This is a genomic window from Usitatibacter rugosus (assembly GCF_013003965.1).
Taxonomy (GTDB): domain Bacteria; phylum Pseudomonadota; class Gammaproteobacteria; order Burkholderiales; family Usitatibacteraceae; genus Usitatibacter; species Usitatibacter rugosus.
Genome location: NZ_CP053069.1, coordinates 2,532,379 through 2,549,399, shown reverse-complemented (window position 1 = coordinate 2,549,399; position 17,021 = coordinate 2,532,379). Strand labels below are relative to the sequence as shown.

Genomic DNA, 17,021 nt, shown 5'->3' with positions numbered 1-17,021 from the left:
CCCTGAATTGCGGGGTCGCCTCCCGGGCGGGATGGCAGAGTGGTTATGCAGCGGCCTGCAAAGCCGTGTACGGCGGTTCGATTCCGCCTCCTGCCTCCAGAACTACGGTCCCACCCGGTCCCTCAAGTACGCCTGCAACCGGGGATGCGCGAGCACGGCGCGCCGGGCGCCTTCGATCGTGGCTTCGATCTCCCTGGGCTCCAGGGCGAGGCGAGTAGCAATAGGCTCCACCCGTTCGCGCCATGGACTTTCCAGGTCTTCAATGGCGAGATTGGCCAGCGCGAACTTCACGTCCGCGCAGTTCCAGTCAGCGGGCCCTCCGAGCCGCGCGACCTCGCTGGGCGACAAGCTGCATCGATACGCAATCACCGCGAGCTGCCAATCCAGCAGTATTGAACCGAGCGCATCGGCAGCACCCCGCGCCGCGGAGTCCACCGCCGCGTCCGTCGCGGAAACAGCGAGCTCGAATCCCCCCGGACCGGCTTCAGCGCCGATCCAGTCGCCATGGGGACCGCGGGACGCGTCCACCACGACGACCAGCAGGCGCCGGATCGTCACCGCATCGCGTTGCGTCATCGGGGCATACGGCGTTTCCATGATGGCGCGAGACAAGACGAGGGTGGAGACCGCGAAGTTGTCGGTGAGGCCACCGTCGCCCAGCTTGACGTACCTTTCCCGCTTGGGATCCCGGTAGGCCGAGATGGCCCGGGCGATCGCATTCACGCTCCGGGGGGATTCGGGCTGCACGCGAAGGTCGCGCGCGAAGGAGGGCAGCGGGCCGCACCGATCGTGATAGGGACGAAGGACCACCGGGGCGAAGACCACCGGAACGGCCATCGACGCGGCGACCGCGTCGGCTACGCTGTATCGCGACAGGTCGCTGCAGAGCACCTCGAAGATCGCCGGAATGAACGGGAACGGCACGCGATGGTAGAGATCGGTGGCCTGGATCCTGATTCCGGGGCGTCCGCGGCGGTACATGTCGCCGAACGTCGCGCCGTGGAAGATCCGGTTGTCGAGGACGTCGCTGAAGTTCTCGCGGCCGTTCACTCCACCACCGATAGCGCGCGCCAGGTTGGCCGGACTCCACAGCGACGTTCGCATCGCGTCTTCGAAACCGGGGGAAAGGACTCGCTCCGGAAACCTCGCCAGGCCCTCGCGCCCGAACACACCGAAGTGTGCTGCCGTGAGAGCGCTTCCGGACACGGCGTTGATCAGCGCCACGTCGTCGAGAAGATCCTTGTCGCCGGACTTCACGGCGGCGAGGCCCTCGAGTACACCGTGCGCGAAAGCTGCCGCGCGGAGCCCTCCACCGGAGAACGCGAGAATGATGGAATTGGGCCGGATGAGGTCCGTCGGCGCCCCCATTCCCGCAGGTGTCGTGGAGGACACCGGCATGTTGGCCGGCGGGCTCCGAGCCACGCTCGCGCAACCGGCGAGGGCCGTGGCGGCAGCCAAGGCTCCAACAGCTCGGGCGGCCTTGGCCAGGCAGACCGTGTCCATTACTCGTCGTGCTTTTCCGCCAGGAGCTTCAGCTTGTCGACCATTCGGCTGAGCTCGACGAGCGATCCAGCCTTGACCTTCCGCATCATGTTGCTGCGATGCACCTTCACCGTGGTTTCGGTGATACCCATGTCGCCGGCAATCTGCTTGTTCAGCCGGCCCTCCGCGACCTGGAGCAGGATCGCGCGCTCTCGCGGCGTCAGCACCTCGAACCGTGCCTTGAGCGAGCTGATCGATTCTTCATTCTCCCGGCGCTCCCGGTCGCGAGCGATCCCGATGTTGACGGCATCGATGAGGTCCTGGTCCCGGAACGGCTTGGTGAGAAACTCGATCGCGCCACGCTTCATCGCCTGCACGGTCATGGGAATGTCGCCGTGTCCCGTGATGAAGACGATGGGTAGCCTGCCGCTCCCCGCGACGAGATCGCGCTGGTAGTCGAGCCCGCTTCGCCCCGGCAGCCTCACATCGAGGACCAGGCAAGTCGGGCAATCGGGCGGCGCGGATCCCTGGAATTCGGCGATGGATGCAAACAGACGGGCCTGAAGCCCCGCGGAACGCAACAGTCGTCCAAGCGATTCGCGGAACTCCGCATCGTCGTCGACGACCACGACGCATGCTCTCGAGTCCGGCAATGGCTTCGCTTGCGATTGAACGACCACGGAAGCCTCTCTTCCCTTGACGGCTTGTTGGCCAAATCCTCGTGCCGTTCCTCCTTGGCGAGTCTAGTCCCAACGTATCCCTCGGGAAAGACGGCCTTCGGCTCATGGGGCTAAGCCAAGGTTTAGAGATCCGGGGTTTGCAGCGCGCTATTCTTCACTCACGGCGGTGGATCGCGAGCCGTGAGCCGGAGGCGGAGTGTCCGAGCAAGCGCTGATCTCCATCGTAGACGACGACCAGTCCTTTCGCGATTCCATGCGGAGACTGCTCAAGTCGCTGGGCTACCCGGTCGCGGTGTTTTCGTCCGCCGGCGAGTTCCTCGCATCTCCCGAGCTTGCGGCGACGACCTGCCTGGTCGCCGATGTCCACATGCCCGCAATGACGGGTATCGACCTCTACAAGTCGTTGACCGAAGGTGGGCATGCGATCCCGACGATCCTCGTCACGGCCTACCCGGACGACATCGTCCAGGACCTCATGCTGTCCCTGGGGGTGAAGTGCTACCTTAGCAAGCCGCTGGAGGAGGCCCACCTGATTCGCTGCCTTCGTTCCGTCTTCGCGCGCGGCACGGGAGAGCCTGGCCGATGAAGGCAATCGCGATGGGAGCCGACCGACAACAGGAGTCCGTAGAGATCTTGTGGAAGGACGGCGAACGGGCGTTCTGCAGGCTGCGACGAGTCGATGCCGAGGGTCAGAGGCATGCGTTCGTGCCGGCGGGGGCCGGCACCGAGCATCCGACGCTCGAGAGCATCAATCGCCTCACCCGCGAGTACGAGCTCAAGGACCACCTGGACTCCTCATGGGCGCTGCGTCCGCTCGAGTTGGTGCGCGAGCGTGGGCGAACAATGCTCGTGGTCGAGTACGCCGGAGGCGAGCCCCTGGAAGGCCTTGTCGGCCAGCCCATGGAGGTCGGCCGATTCTTGCGCCTTGCCGTGGCCCTCTCTGCGGCCGTAGGCCGGCTGCACGGACGGGGGCTCATCCATCGGGACCTGAAGCCGGCCAACGTGTTCGTGGATTCCACCACGGGACAAGTCTGGCTGACCGGCTTTGGCATCGCCTCGCGGTTGTCGCGAGAGCGCCAGCTGCCCGAGCCCCCGGGAGTCATCACGGGCACGCTGGCCTACATGGCTCCGGAGCAGACGGGACGGATGAACCGCTCCGTCGACGCGCGCAGTGACCTCTACGCGCTGGGGATTACTTTCTACCGGATGGCTACCGGTGTACTGCCGTTTACGGTCGCGGATCCCATGGAGTTGGTGCATTGCCATATCGCGCGCCAAGCCGTGCCACCCGCCGAACGCGCGCCGGGCGTGCCTGAAGCGATTTCGGCCCTGATCATGAAATTGCTCTCAAAGACACCGGAGGACCGCTATCAAACCGCCGCCGGCCTGGACGCGGACTTGCGGCGCTGCCTGGCGCCGCAGCAGCTGGCCGCCGGGATCGAATCCTTTGCGCTCGCTGCGCACGACATTCCCGATGTCCTCCGGATTTCCGAAACGTTGTACGGACGCGAAGAGGCCCTCCGGGCGCTGCTCGCGGCGTTCGAGCGCGTTGCCGCCGAGGGAAGCTCCGAACTGATGCTCGTTTCCGGGTACTCCGGAATCGGCAAGTCGTCGCTGGTCCTCGAGCTTCAAAGGGCATCGAGCGTGTCGATGTCGATCTTTGCTTCGGGTAAGTGCGACCAGCTCAAGGGTGATATCCCTTACGCCGCGCTCGCCCAGGCCTTGCAGGCGCTCGTGCAGATGATCCTGCGCAGCAGCGAAGCGGAGCTTGCCGGCTGGCGCGACTCGATCCGGCGAGCCGTGGGGCCCAACGGCCAACTCATCGTGAGCCTCGTTCCCGAGCTGGAGCTCGTCATCGGCAAGCAACCGCCCGTGCCGGACCTGCCGCCACAAGATGCCCGCAACCGCTTCCAGATGGCATTTCGCGGATTCCTCCACGCGTTCGCCCAATCCGACCATCCGCTGGTGCTGTTCCTGGATGACCTGCAGTGGATCGACAGTGCGACTCTTGCCCTGCTCCAGGATGTGGTGAGCCGGCCCGAGACCCGCCATCTGCTGTTGATCGGGGCCTACCGGGACAACGAAGTCGGCCCCTCGCATCCGCTCATCTCCTCGCTCGCAGCGCTCCGGGAGACCCGGACACGTGTAGAGGAGATCGTGCTCTCGGCGCTCGAAATCGATGACCTGGTTCGTCTCGTCGCCAGTGCCCTCCATTGCGACGGGCAGCGCGCGCTGCCGCTCGCCCGCCTGGTGTTCGAAAAGGCGGGTGGCAATCCGTTCTTCGTGATCCAGTTCCTGACCGAGCTCGCCGCCGACGGGCTCCTCTCGTTCGATGCGGGAGTTACGGCCTGGACCTGGGATGTCGAGCGCATTGGCGCCAAGGGCTACACGGACAACATCGTGCAATTGATGGTCGTGAGGCTGAAGCGCTTGCCGGCAGCCGCGCAAGAAGGGCTGAAGGAGCTTGCCTGCCTGGGCAGCCACGCGGACTTCGCGACCCTCGCGGTCGTCCGCGACAGCTCCGAAGGGGAAATCCACTCCGCACTCGCGGACGCCACCAACGCGGGCCTTGTCCTTCGCCTCGAGGGTGCATACCAATTCGTGCACGACCGTGTCCAGGAGGCGGCATACGCATTGGTGCCCCAGGGGTTGCGGCCCGAAACGCACCTTCGTATCGGACGCCGGCTCCGCGCGGCAAGCCGCAGGGAGCCGACGGCCGATCACGTCTTCGCCATCGTCAACCAACTGAATCACGCTGTGGGTCTCATTGCCGACGCCGATGAGAGGGTGGACCTGCTTCGGCTAAACGTGGTGGCCGGCCTGAGGGCGAAATCCGGGGTTGCCTATGGAGCCGCTCGTGCCTATCTCGCCCAGGCTGCCGCCCTGGTCACCGCAGACGGGTGGACACGGTCCCATGGCGAGACCCTCGAGTTGTACCTGGGCCTTGCCGAGTGTGAATACCTGGAAGGCCATTTCGAATCGGCAGACCGCCTGTTCGAGTTGATGCTTGCGAATTCGGATTCCAATCTCGACCGAGCCCGGATCTACAGTTTGCGCATGAAGGTCTACCAGGTCGGCGGGAGTTACGACGCGAGCCTGGGTCTTGCACTGGAAGCCCTGAAGCTGTTCGGCGTCGCTTTTCCCGAGTCGGACGAAGAGATCCAGGCGGCCGCGGACGCGGAGTTCAGGGCCGTGGCGATCAACCTGGGCGAGCGCCACATCGGGGACCTGCTCGATGCCCCCGCAGCGCTCGATCCCGAGGTGCGGGCCACCATCGATCTGCTCGTCGATGCGGTACCCAGTGCGTACAACGGAAGGCCGAAGCTGTTTCCGCTTCTCGTCATGAAGGCGGTGAATCTCTCGCTTCGTCACGGCAACACCGACCAGTCCAGCTACGCTTACGCGGTGCACGCCCTCATGTTGGTCGGCGTGTACGGTGAGATGGCGCAAGCGTTCGAGTTCTCCGAGATGGCGCTGCGGCTCAACGAGCGGTTCGGCAACGCACGCCTGCGCGGGGCTCTGCTGCACCTGCATGGCGACCACGTCAACTTCTGGCGCCGTCACTTCGCGACCGGTGCGCCCATTTTGGAACAGGGGCTCCGCGCATGTCTCGAAGTCGGGGACCTGGTCTACGCGGGCCACCTGGCCTTCCTGAGTGTCTGGCAGGGGATCGAACGGGGAGACGCGCTCGAGGAAGCGAGCGCATTGGCAGCGCGCAATGGCGAGATCGCCCGGCGCAGCCACAACGACGCGGTTCACCACACCATCCAGCTCGAACAGCAGTTCCTGGCGTGCCTGCAGGGAAAGACGCGCGATCCGCTGAAACTCGACGTGGACGGTTTCGACGAGGGCGCATCGCTCGCCACGATTGAAAAGGCCGCCTTCGGTTGTGGCATCGCCCTGCACCAGGTCATGAAGCAGATCCTCGCCTTCCTCGATGGGCGGCATCCCGAGGCCCTGGAGGCCGCGCACGTGGCCGAGCCCTTGCTGGGCGCCGCGATGGCCACGCCGATCGTGGCGACCTATCACTTCTTCCACGCTCTCACTCTCACGGCCCTTTACCCAGGAGCACCGGCAGAGGAGCAGCCGAAGATTGCCCGGCTTCTCGAGGGCAAGCTGGAGAAGCTCGAGCACTGGGCGGCCAACTGTCCCGGGAACTACCACAATCGGTATGCGCTCTTGCTGGCGGAGATCGCTCGCATCGAAGGCAGGCCGACGGAAGCCATGGACCTCTACGAGGATGCGATTCGCTCGGCGAGGGACAATGGTTTCGTGCACCAGGAGGCGCTGGCCTTCGAGCTGGCTGCGCAGTTTTATGCGGCTCGCGGCTTCGCAACGTTCGCCCACGCGTACCTGAGGAATGCGCGGGATGCATACCTTCGATGGGGCGCGCAAGGCAAGGTGCGGCAGCTGGAAGCGGTGTACCCGCAGGTGCGCGACGGAGACCCCGCGCCGCATTCGTCATCCGCAATCCAGGAAACGGTGGAGCACCTTGACCTGGGGACCGTGGTCAAGGTTTCGGAAGCGATATCGGGTGAGATCGTCCTGGAGAAGCTGATCGATACGCTCATGCGCACGGCCCTCGAGCACGCCGGCGCCCAGCGAGGCCTGTTGCTCCTCCCGCACGGCGATGAATATCGAATCGAGGCAGAGGTCACGACCCGGGGCAACGAGGTGGCCGTCGATCTGCGCCAGTCGGCCGTCACGGCAGCGGATCTGCCGGAGTCCATCTGGAGATATGCCTTGCGGACCAAGGAAAGCGTGCTGCTGCCCGACGCCTCGGGGCAGGGCCCCTTCTCCTCCGATGACTACATCCGCAGGCATCACGCGAGGTCCGTGCTGTGCCTTCCGATCCTCAAGCAGGGCCGTTTGCTCGGGATGCTTTACCTCGAGAACAACCTCGCGCCACATGCCTTCACTCCAGCACGAATGGCGGTCCTGAAGCTGCTCGCTTCGGAAGCGGCCATCTCGATGGAGAACGCTCGCTTGTACCGCGAGGTTGCCGAACGCGAAGCAAGAATCCGGCGACTGGTGGACGCCAACATCATCGGGATCGCCATCTGGGATTTCGATGGCCGGATCCTCGATGCGAATGACGCATATCTCCGAATGGTTGGCTATGGGCGGGAAGACGTGCTCTCGGGTCGCTTGCGATGGAAGGACCTGACGCCGCCGGAATGGCTCGAGCGCGAAGAACGCGAGTTGCTTCCCCAGCTCAAGGCGGCGGGGAGCCTGGCGCCGTACGAGAAGGAATATTTTCGCAAGGACGGCAGCCGCGTACCCGTGCTGCTCGGCCTGGCGACCTTCGAGGGAGACGGCAACCAGGGTGTCGCATTCGCGCTCGACCTCACCGAGCGCAAAAGCGCCGGCGATGCCCTTCGCGCGTTGCAGATGGAGCTGGCGCACGCGAACCGCCTGGCGACCATGGGGCAGCTCGCTGCCTCCATCGCGCACGAAGTCAATCAACCGATTGGTGCTACACGCAACAACGCCCATGCGGCGCTACGGTTTCTCTCCGCGGATCCGCCGGATCTGGGGGAGGTGAGGGAGGCGCTCGAGTGCGTGGTGAACGACACCTATCGGGCGGGCGACATCATCGGGCGGATCCGCGACCAGATCCGGAAGGTGCCTCCCCGCAAGGAGGAGGTCGCATTGAACGATGCAATCGAGGAAGTCATCGCGCTCGTGCGAGGTGAGCTGTCGAAGAATCGCGTATCCGTCCAGACGCAACTCGCGGAAGGGTTGCCAACGATCCACGGTGTTCGAGTTCAACTGCAGCAGGTCGTGCTGAACCTGATCGTCAACGCGATCGAGGCCATGGCGGGCGTGGATGTCGGCGTGCGCGAGCTGACGATCCGCAGCGAATCGCACCCCATCGAAGGCCTGTGCGTCGAGGTCGGTGACTCGGGGCCCGGCGTTTCCCCGGAAGATCGCGGCCGGATCTTCGAGTCCTTCTACACCACGAAGGCCGGCGGAGTGGGGATCGGACTCTCGATATGCCGTTCCATCATCGAAGCCCATGGAGGGCGCCTGTGGGCGGACGCGAACCACCCTCGCGGCGCGCTCTTCAGCTTCACGCTTCCGGCAGGACTGAACAAGGGTTCAGTACACCCCTAGTTCCATAGGCCTCGGTACTCCCGAACCGCGGCGTGTCGCCCCCCCGGTGGTGGCGGCCCAAACCAAACCCGTAGATCCATAGGCCATCGCGCAATCGACGCAGGTCTCCTCGCGCCGCGTAATCGCTGCTGGGTCGCGAGCCTTCCCCAGGCAGACCCGAATCCGACCAACAGTTGCCAAGGAGCGCGCCATGAAAGGGATTCCCAGCCTCGATCGCCGTCGCTTTTGCGGCGCCGCAGCGGCAACCGTTGCCGCGGGCCCGGTAGGTCTTCCCAGCCTTCTCTTTTCCGAAAGGAGTACCGCCATGGATACCGTTGCACAAACCCAGAGTCGTGACAGGACCGCCATCCGTCCGTTTCACGTGACGTTTCCCGAGAGCGATCTCGTGGACCTGCGTCGGCGCATCCTCGCCACGCGCTGGCCCGAAAAGGAACCCGTCGCGGACTTCTCGCAGGGCGTGCCGCTCGCGACGGTCCAGAAACTCGCCCACTACTGGACGACGAAATACGACTGGCGCAAGGTCGAGGCGAAGATGAACTCGTATCCGCAGTTCATCACCGAGATCGACGGGCTGGACATCCATTTCCTGCACGTCCGCTCGAAGCACGAAAATGCGCTTCCGGTCATCGTCGCGCACGGGTGGCCGGGCTCGCTCGTCGAGCAGCTGAAGATCATCGATCCGCTCGTCAATCCCACGGCGCATGGAGGCACGGCGTCCGACGCCTTCCATGTGGTGATTCCGAACATGCCGGGCTACGGATTCTCCGGCAAGCCGACGGCGACGGGTTGGGATGGCCCCCGCATCGCACGTGCGTGGGCGGTGCTGATGAAGCGCCTCGGGTACACGCGCTACGTGGCGCAAGGCGGCGACTGGGGCGGGCTCGTCGTGGACCAGATGGGCGTGCAAGCCGCGCCGGAATTGATCGGCATCCACACCAATTTTCCGCGCGTGGTTCCGCCGGAGGTTTCCAGGGCGATGCAGAGCGGCGCCCCGGCGCCGGCTGGCCTGTCCGACGAAGAAAGAAGCCAGTTCGAGCGGCTGAAGGTCTTCTTTGCGAAGGGCGTCGCGTACGCGCTCGAGATGGGGCTGCGCCCGCAGACGCTGTACGGGATCGCGGATTCCCCGGTGGGCCTGGCCGCCTGGATGCTCGACCACGACATCGACAGCCTGAAGATGATCGCGCGTTCCTTCGATGGAAAGCCCGAAGGCCTCACGCCGGATGACGTGCTCGACAACGTCACCTACTTCTGGCTGACGAACACGGGGGTCTCCTCGGGGCGTCTCTACTGGGAAAACAAGTTGCCCTTCTTCGAGCCCTCGGGCGTGACCATCCCGGTCGCCGTGAGCGCGTTTCCAGACGAGCTCTACACGGCGCCGCGGAGCTGGGCGGAGAAGGCCTATCCCAAGCTCATCCACTACAACAAGCTCGAGAAGGGCGGCCACTTTGCGGCATGGGAGCAGCCGAAGGCCCTCGTGAACGAGCTGCGCGTGGGGTTCAAGTCGCTGCGGTGATCGCAGGTGGTTCGACGCAGCACGGCGGATGACGCTCCTCGCAGGCGTGTCATCCGCTCCTTCACCCACGGGAGGGGAAAAGTCATGGACACGATTGCTTCCAGCACCGAGATCCGCCCGTTCACCTATCACGCCCCCCAGGCCGAGCTCGACGAGCTTCGCCGGCGCGTCCTTGCGGCTCGCCTGCCCGAGCAGGAGACGGTTTCCGATCGGTCGCAGGGCGTGCGGTCGGCGACCGTTCGAGAGCTCGCGCACTACTGGGCCGCGGAATACGACTGGCGCAAGGTCGAGGCCACGATGAACGCCCATCCGCAGTTCATCACCGAGATCGACGGGCTGGACATTCATTTCATCCACGTCCGCTCGAGGCACGAGAAGGCGTTGCCGCTTCTCATCACGCACGGATGGCCGGCTTCGATCGTTGCGCTGCTGAAGGTCATCGATCCCCTGACCAATCCCACCGCGCATGGGGGAGAGGCATCGGACGCGTTCGACGTGATCATTCCCTCGCTGCCGGGTTACGGGTTCTCCGGCAAGCCGGCCACGACGGGCTGGGGTCCCGCGCGGATCGCCCGAGCCTGGGCGGTGTTGATGGATCGCCTGGGATACGCGCGCTACGTGGCACAAGGCGGCGATTGGGGCGCGATCACCACGGACCTGATGGCCGCGCAGGGCCATCCGGGACTGATCGGCATGCACACCAATCTGCCTGGTGCGGTTCCGTCCGACGTGGATGTAGCGGCATTCACCGGGAGCGAGCCGCCGCCGGGACTGTCGGAAGAGGAGGGGCTTGCATTCGAGCAGCTCTCCCTCACGTACAAGAACGTCCAATACGCGTTCTTCATGGGAGCGCGACCCCAGGCGCTGAGCGCCCTGGGCGATTCGCCCGTGGGCCTGGCGACGTTCATGCTCGATCCTCCACTCATTTCGCGCATCTTCGAGGGGCAGGCCGGAAGTCTCACCCGGGACGACATCCTCGATAACATCACGCTCTTCTGGTTGACGAACACAGCGGTTTCCGCGGCGCGCCTCTACTGGGAAAACAAGGTCGCCTTCTTTGCTCCCAAGAACGTCACCATCCCGGTTGCGGTGAGCGTCTTTCCGGACGAGCTCTACCAGGCTCCGCGGAGCTGGGTTGAGCGGGCGTATCCGGGGCTCGTGCATTACAGGAAGCTGGAGAAGGGCGGACACTTCCCGGCCTGGGAACAACCGGGGCTCTTCGTGTCGGAGCTGCGCGCGGGATTCAACTCGTTGCGGTAGTCATGAGAGGTGACGCATGGACTCGAAACGGCTCGTGGCAATCGGCATCTTGTCCGTGGTGGCGGGTGCGGTGTTTCTCGGGGCGCGTGGCGGCGAGGTCGGCGGACCCACGGACCTGTTCAACCTGCAGGGCGGATATCGGAAGGCCGCGGTGACCTCGCTTTCGTTCGATGGAGCGACGGCCTGGCTCAACACGCCGACGCCCTCGGGCCCCGACCTTCGCGGGAAAGTGGTGCTCGTCGACTTCTGGACTTACAGCTGCATCAACTGGCGGCGAACCCTTCCCTACGTGCGTGCATGGAACGAGAAGTACAAGGAGCAGGGGCTCGTGGTCGTCGGCGTGCACACGCCGGAGTTCACGTTCGAGAAGGACATCCGCAACGTGAGCACGGCGGTGAAAGACATGCGCATCGACTATCCGGTGGCGATGGACAGCGACTACCGGGTCTGGAATGCCTTCGGCAACCGGTATTGGCCCGCTCTCTACCTGGTGGACGCGAAAGGGAAGGTGCGTTACTTCCATGCGGGCGAGGGCGACTACGAGGGCGCGGAACGTGCCATCCAGCAGGCGCTCGAGGAAGCTGCGGCACCCGCCGTCGCTAAAGGCCTTGTCGCGCTGCGAGGTACGGGGGTCGAGGCCCCGGCAAACTTTGCCCAGCTGCGCACTCCGGAAACGTACATCGGTTACGCGCGAGCGCAGAATCCGGCGAACGGCCTGGCGGTTCCCAACCGTCAGCACCTGTATCGAGCGCCTCTCGAGCTGCCGCTCAATGCCTGGGCGCTTTCGGGCGAGTGGACGATATCGAGGGAATTCGCGACGGGGAATGCACCGGGCGGGACTCTCGCGTTTGAATTTCATGCCCGCGACCTCCATCTCGTCATGGGACCCTCGGACGATCAGGTGCGGCCGATACGGTTCCGCGTGCGCCTCGCAGGCCGCAAGCCGGGCGCCGACCACGGCGTCGATGTCGACGAGAGCGGCGAGGGGACCGTGACCGAGCCCAGGATGTATCACCTGATTCGGCAATCGGGGTCCGTCGCCGACCGGCGCGTGGAGATCGAGTTCCTCGACGCCGGTGTGCAGGCCTACGTATTCACTTTTGGATAGCCAGGAGATTCATCGATGAAATCCGATAAACCTGCCCTTCGTACCTTTGCAAGGGATGAAGAAGCGATCCGCAAGCTGTCGTCGGAGCAGTTCCGCGTGACGCAGCAAGCCGCCACGGAACATCCCGGGACCGGAGAGTATCTGTCCAACGAGGAACCGGGCATCTACGTCGACATCGTGTCGGGCGAGCCGTTGTTCGCGTCGTCGGACAAGTTCGACTCGGGCTCGGGTTGGCCGAGCTTCACCAAGCCGATCGAGCCCGCTTATGTCAACGAGCGCCCGGATCCGCGCGAAGGCGGCACGGAAGTGCGTTCCACGCATGGCGACAGCCACCTGGGTCATGTCTTTCCGGATGGTCCGCGGGATCGCGGTGGACTGCGCTACTGCATCAACTCGGCCTCGTTGCGGTTCATTCATCGCGATGACATGGAAGCCGAAGGCTACGGGGCCTACCTGACGCAGGTGGAGGCTGACCATGACTGAGGAACGAGCGGTCCTCGCGGGCGGCTGCTTCTGGGGCGTGCAGGACCTCATCCGCCGCCACGATGGCGTCCTGTCGACGCGCACCGGCTACACCGGTGGCCGCGTCCCGAACGCGACCTATCGCAATCACGACGGCCACGCGGAAGCACTGGAGATCGTCTTCGATCCGATGCGCATCAGCTACCGGAAGCTCCTCGAGGTCTTCTTCCAGATCCACGATCCGAGCACGCGCAATCGCCAGGGCAACGATGTCGGAAGCAGCTACCGATCGGCGATCTTCTACACCAGCGACGAGCAGCGACGGATCGCCGAAGACACGATCGCCGACGTGGATGCTTCGGGCTTGTGGCCCGGGAAGGTCGTGACGGAAGTCGTTCCGGCAAGTGACTTCTGGGAGGCGGAGCCGGAGCACCAGGACTATCTGCAGCGAACTCCCAATGGCTACACGTGCCACTTCGTCCGGCCGAATTGGAAGTTGCCGGTCCGCGCCGGGAGCTAGTGGGCCGTCATTTGATTTCGATGGCCCGGATGACCGGCAACGTTCGTATTCTTGGTAGTCCTCGAAAGAGGGTGCCTTACTCCCCGTTCGAGCGGAATGCCGTCCCGGCTTTGCTGGCAATATAAAGCGCAGGGTTGTGTCAGGGGGGCCTGATGATCGTCACTGCGCTCCGGTTTCTCGCGTTGTTGGTAGCAGGCATGGCCCTGTGGCCCGTACCTGCGTGGGCGCTCGACCCGCGGCTTGAAGTGACCCAGTACGGGCACTCCGTCTGGAAGGGGGTCGAACGGCTGGGCCGCGGACGGATCGATTCGATCGCGCAGACCACCGATGGATACCTCTGGCTCGGCACGTCGTCCGGGCTCATCCGGTTCGACGGCGTTCGCGGCGTGCCGTGGAGACCACCCGTGGGCACGCTTCCGGACAACCGGGCGCGCGCGCTCCTGGGCACGAGAGACGGCGCGTTGTGGATCGCGACCTCGCGAGGTCTCGCGATATGGAAGGACTCGCAGCTCGTCACGCCCGGGCAGTTCGACGGCAGCATCGTGAACGCGCTCCTCGAAGACCCCGATGGAACGGTGTGGGTTGCCGGATCGACCAAGGCGAATTCGGCTTTGCTTTGTGCCTTCCGTGCGACGCAGCCCGTTGAGTGCCACGGTAGCGACGGTCGTTTCGGACGCGTGATCGCCTCGTTGTATCGCGACCGGGATGGAGCGCTTTGGATCGGCGGACGCGATCGAGTCTGGAAGTGGAAAGGCCAACGAGAGGAAGCGTACGACCTTCCGCACCCCATCATGGCTCTCCGGACGCTCACGGAAACCGCGAACGGCGCGATGCTCGTCGGGACCAATCGCGCGCTCCTGAAGCTCGCGAACGGCAAGGTCGAGCCGTTTCCCCTGCCCGAGGAAATCGAAGGCCAGGGTGTGATGAGCCTCCTGCGGGATCGCGAGGGGGCCCTGTGGCTCGGCGTGGCCGACTTCGGCTTGGTGCACATCTTCGAGGACCGAACGGACGTGTTCCGCGTTGCCGAGGGACTCTCCGGCGATTTCGTGCTGGACATGTTCGAGGACCGCGAGGGCAACGTCTGGATCTCCACTCACACTGCACTCAACCGCTTCCGGGAGGCAACGGAGACGGTCTATTCGCGAGCGCAGGGCCTCGGGGGACGCGTGCTCTCGGTGCTGCAGGCGAAGGATGGCGTCATCTGGACGTCGACCTCCGACGGCTTGTATCGGCTTGACCGTGGGCGCTTCGAGAAGGTCGCGCCCACGCGATCCTCGGCGCTCTTCGAGGACCCCCTCGACCGGATCTGGGCGGCCGCACCGACAGAGCGCGGATATGTGAAGGACGGGCGCTTCGTTCCCGCGGAGCTCGAGTCGGGGGGGCCCGTCGATGCGGCCGTCCAGGATGCAAAGGGCAACCTCTGGTTCGCGCAGCGCAGGGCCGGTTTGCTGCGCATGCCGGCAAGCGGAAAGATCGAGCGCGTCGGATGGCCCGCTGCGGGCGAGGATGCGATCGTGTCCAGCCTCGCGGTCGACCCGTCCGGCGACGCCTTGTGGATCGGCCAGGCATCGGGCCAGGTGTCGAAGCGGGTCGATGACAACGTCCAACCGATGTTCTCGCTGCAGGGGACGGCCGAAAACCGGCGAGTCCTTCATCTTCGCGTCGAGCCGGACGGCAGTGTGTGGATGTCCTCGCGTGCCGGCCTGTGGCAGTTCAGGAACGGGGCCTTGAGGCGAATGGCAATCGCCGGTTTGCCCTGCAACTCGACGTACTGGAGCCTGGCGAAGGGTGACTCGGTGTGGGTGTACACGACCTGCGGGCTCGTGGAGCTCGACGGGAAGGATGTCGCCGCATGGTCGGTGACGGCCGACGTGGAAGCCAACAAGGTTCCGATGCAGAGTTTTCGCGATCGCATCGTGATGCAGCGCACGCGGATCCCGGTGGGACAGCTGCCGCAGACCACGATCTTCACTCCCAAGGCGGTCCAGGCGAGAGATGGCCGTATCTGGATCGCGGGAATCGACGGTCTCTACGTCGTCGATCCGACGCGCCGCAAAGCCGTGGACGTGCGGCTGCCGGTACACGTCGAGAAGCTCGTCAGCGACGGCGTGCCCTACTCGCCGACGCAGGCGTTGCGCTTGCCGCCACAACAACGTGACGTCGCGATCGAGTACACGGCACTGGCATTCGCCGCGCCGGAGAAGCTCCGGTTTCGGCACAAGCTCGAAGGGCGCGATGCCGAATGGCAAGCGGTTGGAGATCGCCGCGTGGCTTCCTACACGGATCTTCCTCCCGGCAGCTATCGATTCATCGTGTCTGCGGCGGGCGAGAACGGCGTGTGGAGCAAGGAGGAATCCGCCATCGAGTTCGCCATCGCCCCGGCGTGGTGGCAGACCCTGGAATTCCGGGCGGCATGCGTCGCCGCATTCGTCCTGTTGATGTTCGGCCTTTACCGCCTTCGCGTGGCGAGCCTCGCGCGCCAGATGAACGCGACGCTCGAAGCGCGAGTCAACGAGCGGCTCCGCATTTCACGCGACCTGCACGACACGTTGCTGCAGAGCTTCCAGGGACTGCTGTTGCGCTTCCAGACCGCGCTGCAACTCTGGCCCAGTCCGGAGGGCCGGGATGTCCTGGTGAAGGCCATCGACCAGACCGCGGCGGCCGTGACGGAAGGCCGCGACGCCGTGCATGGGCTGCGCGTGTCGGCAACGGAGGCCAACGATCTTGCGGAGGCGATCCGTTCGCTGGCCCAGAGCCTCGCGACGGAATATGGACCGCAACGGGTGACTGACCTGCGCGTGGAAGTGCAGGGCTCGCTTCGCGCGCTCCATCCGATCCTTCGCGACGAGCTCTTCCGCATCGCTGGGGAAGCGATGCGCAACGCCTTCCGGCACGCGGGTGCAACCCGCATCGAAGTCGAGACCCGATACGACGAGCGCGAGCTTTGCCTGCGCGTGCGCGACAACGGCAAGGGCATGGATCCGGCGGTGATGGCGCATGGAGGGCGCGAAGGTCACTTCGGGCTGCACGGCATGCGCGAGCGCGCGAAAGACATCGGGGGCACGCTCGCGGTGTGGAGCGGCGAGGGCACGGGTACGGAGGTCGAGCTCAAGATCCCGGCGCGGCAGGCCTACGCACTCCAGCCGCCGGCAGGCCTCGCCGTTCCCATTTCGTTGAGCGGCCACGGGGCAACATGAACGAGACACCACGAATCCGCATCCTCTGCGTGGACGACCACCCGGTGGTGCGCCAGGGCATCGCGGGCTTGATCGACGTGCAGGCCGACATGGCACTCGTCGGCGAGGCGGCGAACGGCCGCGACGCCATCCACCAGTTCCGCACGCTCAAGCCGGACATCACGCTGATGGACCTGCAGATGCCGGAGATGAGCGGGTTCGACGCGATCAGCGCGATCCTGGGGGAGTTCCCGGATGCGCGCGTGGTCGTGCTGACGACCTTCGCCGGCGATGCCCAGGCGCTCCGGGCGCTCAAGGCCGGCGCGCGCGGCTACTTGCTCAAGAACATGCTGCACAAGGAGCTCCTCGACACGATTCGCGCGGTCTACGCGGGGAAGAAGGCCATCTCTCCCGAGATCTCGTACGAGCTGGCCGAGCACGCGACCGACAGTGCCTTGACGCCGGCCGAGGTTCGCGTGCTGCGCCTCGTGGCCGGCGGAAACGCCAACAAGGAGATCGCGCGCGAGCTCCACGTCAGCGAGGAAACGATCAAGGGGCAGGTGCGCAATATCCTCTCGAAGCTCGGCGCGAAAGACCGCACGCATGCGGCCATGATCGGTTTCAAGCGAGGGATCCTCGACCTCTGAGGGATCGCCTCCCGAACGAGGGGCGTCTTTTCCCCGTTCGAGGCTACCGCCCCTGG

Annotated in this window: 11 protein-coding genes and 1 tRNA gene; 10 read left to right on the top strand and 2 right to left on the bottom strand. The window is 65.1% G+C overall.

The window, feature by feature from the left end; all coding sequences use genetic code 11:
* Positions 1-25: 25 nt before the first annotated feature.
* Positions 26-99: transfer RNA gene (locus DSM104443_RS11995), tRNA-Cys, on the top strand.
* 3 nt (positions 100-102) lie between these two features.
* Here the strand turns inward: DSM104443_RS11995 and DSM104443_RS11990 are convergent.
* Together DSM104443_RS11990 and DSM104443_RS11985 are read right to left on the bottom strand one after the other, a co-directional pair.
* The gene (locus DSM104443_RS11990) at positions 103-1,503 is read right to left on the bottom strand and encodes a patatin-like phospholipase family protein (protein ID WP_171092530.1); all 1,401 of its coding nucleotides are present in this window, start codon (positions 1,501-1,503) and stop codon (positions 103-105) included.
* Positions 1,503-2,111, bottom strand: a complete 609-nt coding sequence (locus tag DSM104443_RS11985; protein WP_246232181.1) for a response regulator transcription factor — start codon at positions 2,109-2,111, stop codon at positions 1,503-1,505. Before DSM104443_RS11985 ends, DSM104443_RS11990 begins: the two co-directional genes overlap by 1 nt.
* 304 nt (positions 2,112-2,415) lie before the next feature.
* On the opposite strand from DSM104443_RS11985, the gene DSM104443_RS11980 reads away from it, so the two are divergent.
* From DSM104443_RS11980 to DSM104443_RS11940, 9 genes are all read left to right on the top strand, one after another.
* Complete coding sequence (locus tag DSM104443_RS11980; RefSeq protein WP_212756637.1) at positions 2,416-2,748, top strand: response regulator; 333 nt, start codon at positions 2,416-2,418, stop codon at positions 2,746-2,748.
* The gene (locus tag DSM104443_RS11975) at positions 2,745-8,279 is read left to right on the top strand and encodes a trifunctional serine/threonine-protein kinase/ATP-binding protein/sensor histidine kinase (RefSeq protein WP_212756636.1); all 5,535 of its coding nucleotides are present in this window, start codon (positions 2,745-2,747) and stop codon (positions 8,277-8,279) included. Before DSM104443_RS11980 ends, DSM104443_RS11975 begins: the two co-directional genes overlap by 4 nt.
* Before the next feature lie 304 nt (positions 8,280-8,583).
* Positions 8,584-9,792: an epoxide hydrolase family protein gene (locus DSM104443_RS11970; RefSeq protein ID WP_212756635.1), complete on the top strand. Its 1,209-nt coding sequence runs from the start codon at positions 8,584-8,586 to the stop codon at positions 9,790-9,792.
* Positions 9,793-9,876: 84 nt separating this feature from the next.
* Positions 9,877-11,052 carry an epoxide hydrolase family protein gene (locus DSM104443_RS11965; protein ID WP_171092524.1) on the top strand — a complete coding sequence of 392 codons (1,176 nt, stop codon included), beginning with the start codon at positions 9,877-9,879 and terminating at the stop codon, positions 11,050-11,052.
* Between the two features lie 34 nt (positions 11,053-11,086).
* Positions 11,087-12,160 carry a thioredoxin family protein gene (locus DSM104443_RS11960; protein WP_212756634.1) on the top strand — a complete coding sequence of 358 codons (1,074 nt, stop codon included), beginning with the start codon at positions 11,087-11,089 and terminating at the stop codon, positions 12,158-12,160.
* A gap of 15 nt (positions 12,161-12,175) precedes the next feature.
* Positions 12,176-12,643: a peptide-methionine (R)-S-oxide reductase MsrB gene (gene msrB / locus DSM104443_RS11955; RefSeq protein WP_171092519.1), complete on the top strand. Its 468-nt coding sequence runs from the start codon at positions 12,176-12,178 to the stop codon at positions 12,641-12,643.
* Positions 12,636-13,142 carry a peptide-methionine (S)-S-oxide reductase MsrA gene (gene msrA / locus DSM104443_RS11950; protein WP_171092517.1) on the top strand — a complete coding sequence of 169 codons (507 nt, stop codon included), beginning with the start codon at positions 12,636-12,638 and terminating at the stop codon, positions 13,140-13,142. Before msrB ends, msrA begins: the two co-directional genes overlap by 8 nt.
* A gap of 152 nt (positions 13,143-13,294) precedes the next feature.
* Positions 13,295-16,339 (top strand): sensor histidine kinase, encoded by a 3,045-nt coding sequence (locus DSM104443_RS11945; RefSeq protein WP_171092515.1) that lies wholly within the window; start codon positions 13,295-13,297, stop codon positions 16,337-16,339.
* The gene (locus DSM104443_RS11940; RefSeq protein WP_171092513.1) at positions 16,336-16,965 is read left to right on the top strand and encodes a response regulator; all 630 of its coding nucleotides are present in this window, start codon (positions 16,336-16,338) and stop codon (positions 16,963-16,965) included. Before DSM104443_RS11945 ends, DSM104443_RS11940 begins: the two co-directional genes overlap by 4 nt.
* Positions 16,966-17,021: the final 56 nt, after the last annotated feature.

Bases quoted from the DNA above. Each gene is read 5' to 3' on its own strand.
- DSM104443_RS11970 (WP_212756635.1), top strand. From the start codon at position 8,584: ATGGATACCGTTGCACAAACCCAGAGTCGTGACAGGACCGCCATCCGT.
- DSM104443_RS11980 (WP_212756637.1), top strand. From the start codon at position 2,416: ATGCGGAGACTGCTCAAGTCGCTGGGCTACCCGGTCGCGGTGTTTTCG.
- DSM104443_RS11990 (WP_171092530.1), bottom strand. From the start codon at position 1,503: ATGGACACGGTCTGCCTGGCCAAGGCCGCCCGAGCTGTTGGAGCCTTG.
- msrA (WP_171092517.1), top strand. From the start codon at position 12,636: ATGACTGAGGAACGAGCGGTCCTCGCGGGCGGCTGCTTCTGGGGCGTG.
- DSM104443_RS11940 (WP_171092513.1), top strand. From the start codon at position 16,336: ATGAACGAGACACCACGAATCCGCATCCTCTGCGTGGACGACCACCCG.
- DSM104443_RS11975 (WP_212756636.1), top strand. From the start codon at position 2,745: ATGAAGGCAATCGCGATGGGAGCCGACCGACAACAGGAGTCCGTAGAG.
- msrB (WP_171092519.1), top strand. From the start codon at position 12,176: ATGAAATCCGATAAACCTGCCCTTCGTACCTTTGCAAGGGATGAAGAA.
- DSM104443_RS11965 (WP_171092524.1), top strand. From the start codon at position 9,877: ATGGACACGATTGCTTCCAGCACCGAGATCCGCCCGTTCACCTATCAC.
- DSM104443_RS11945 (WP_171092515.1), top strand. From the start codon at position 13,295: ATGATCGTCACTGCGCTCCGGTTTCTCGCGTTGTTGGTAGCAGGCATG.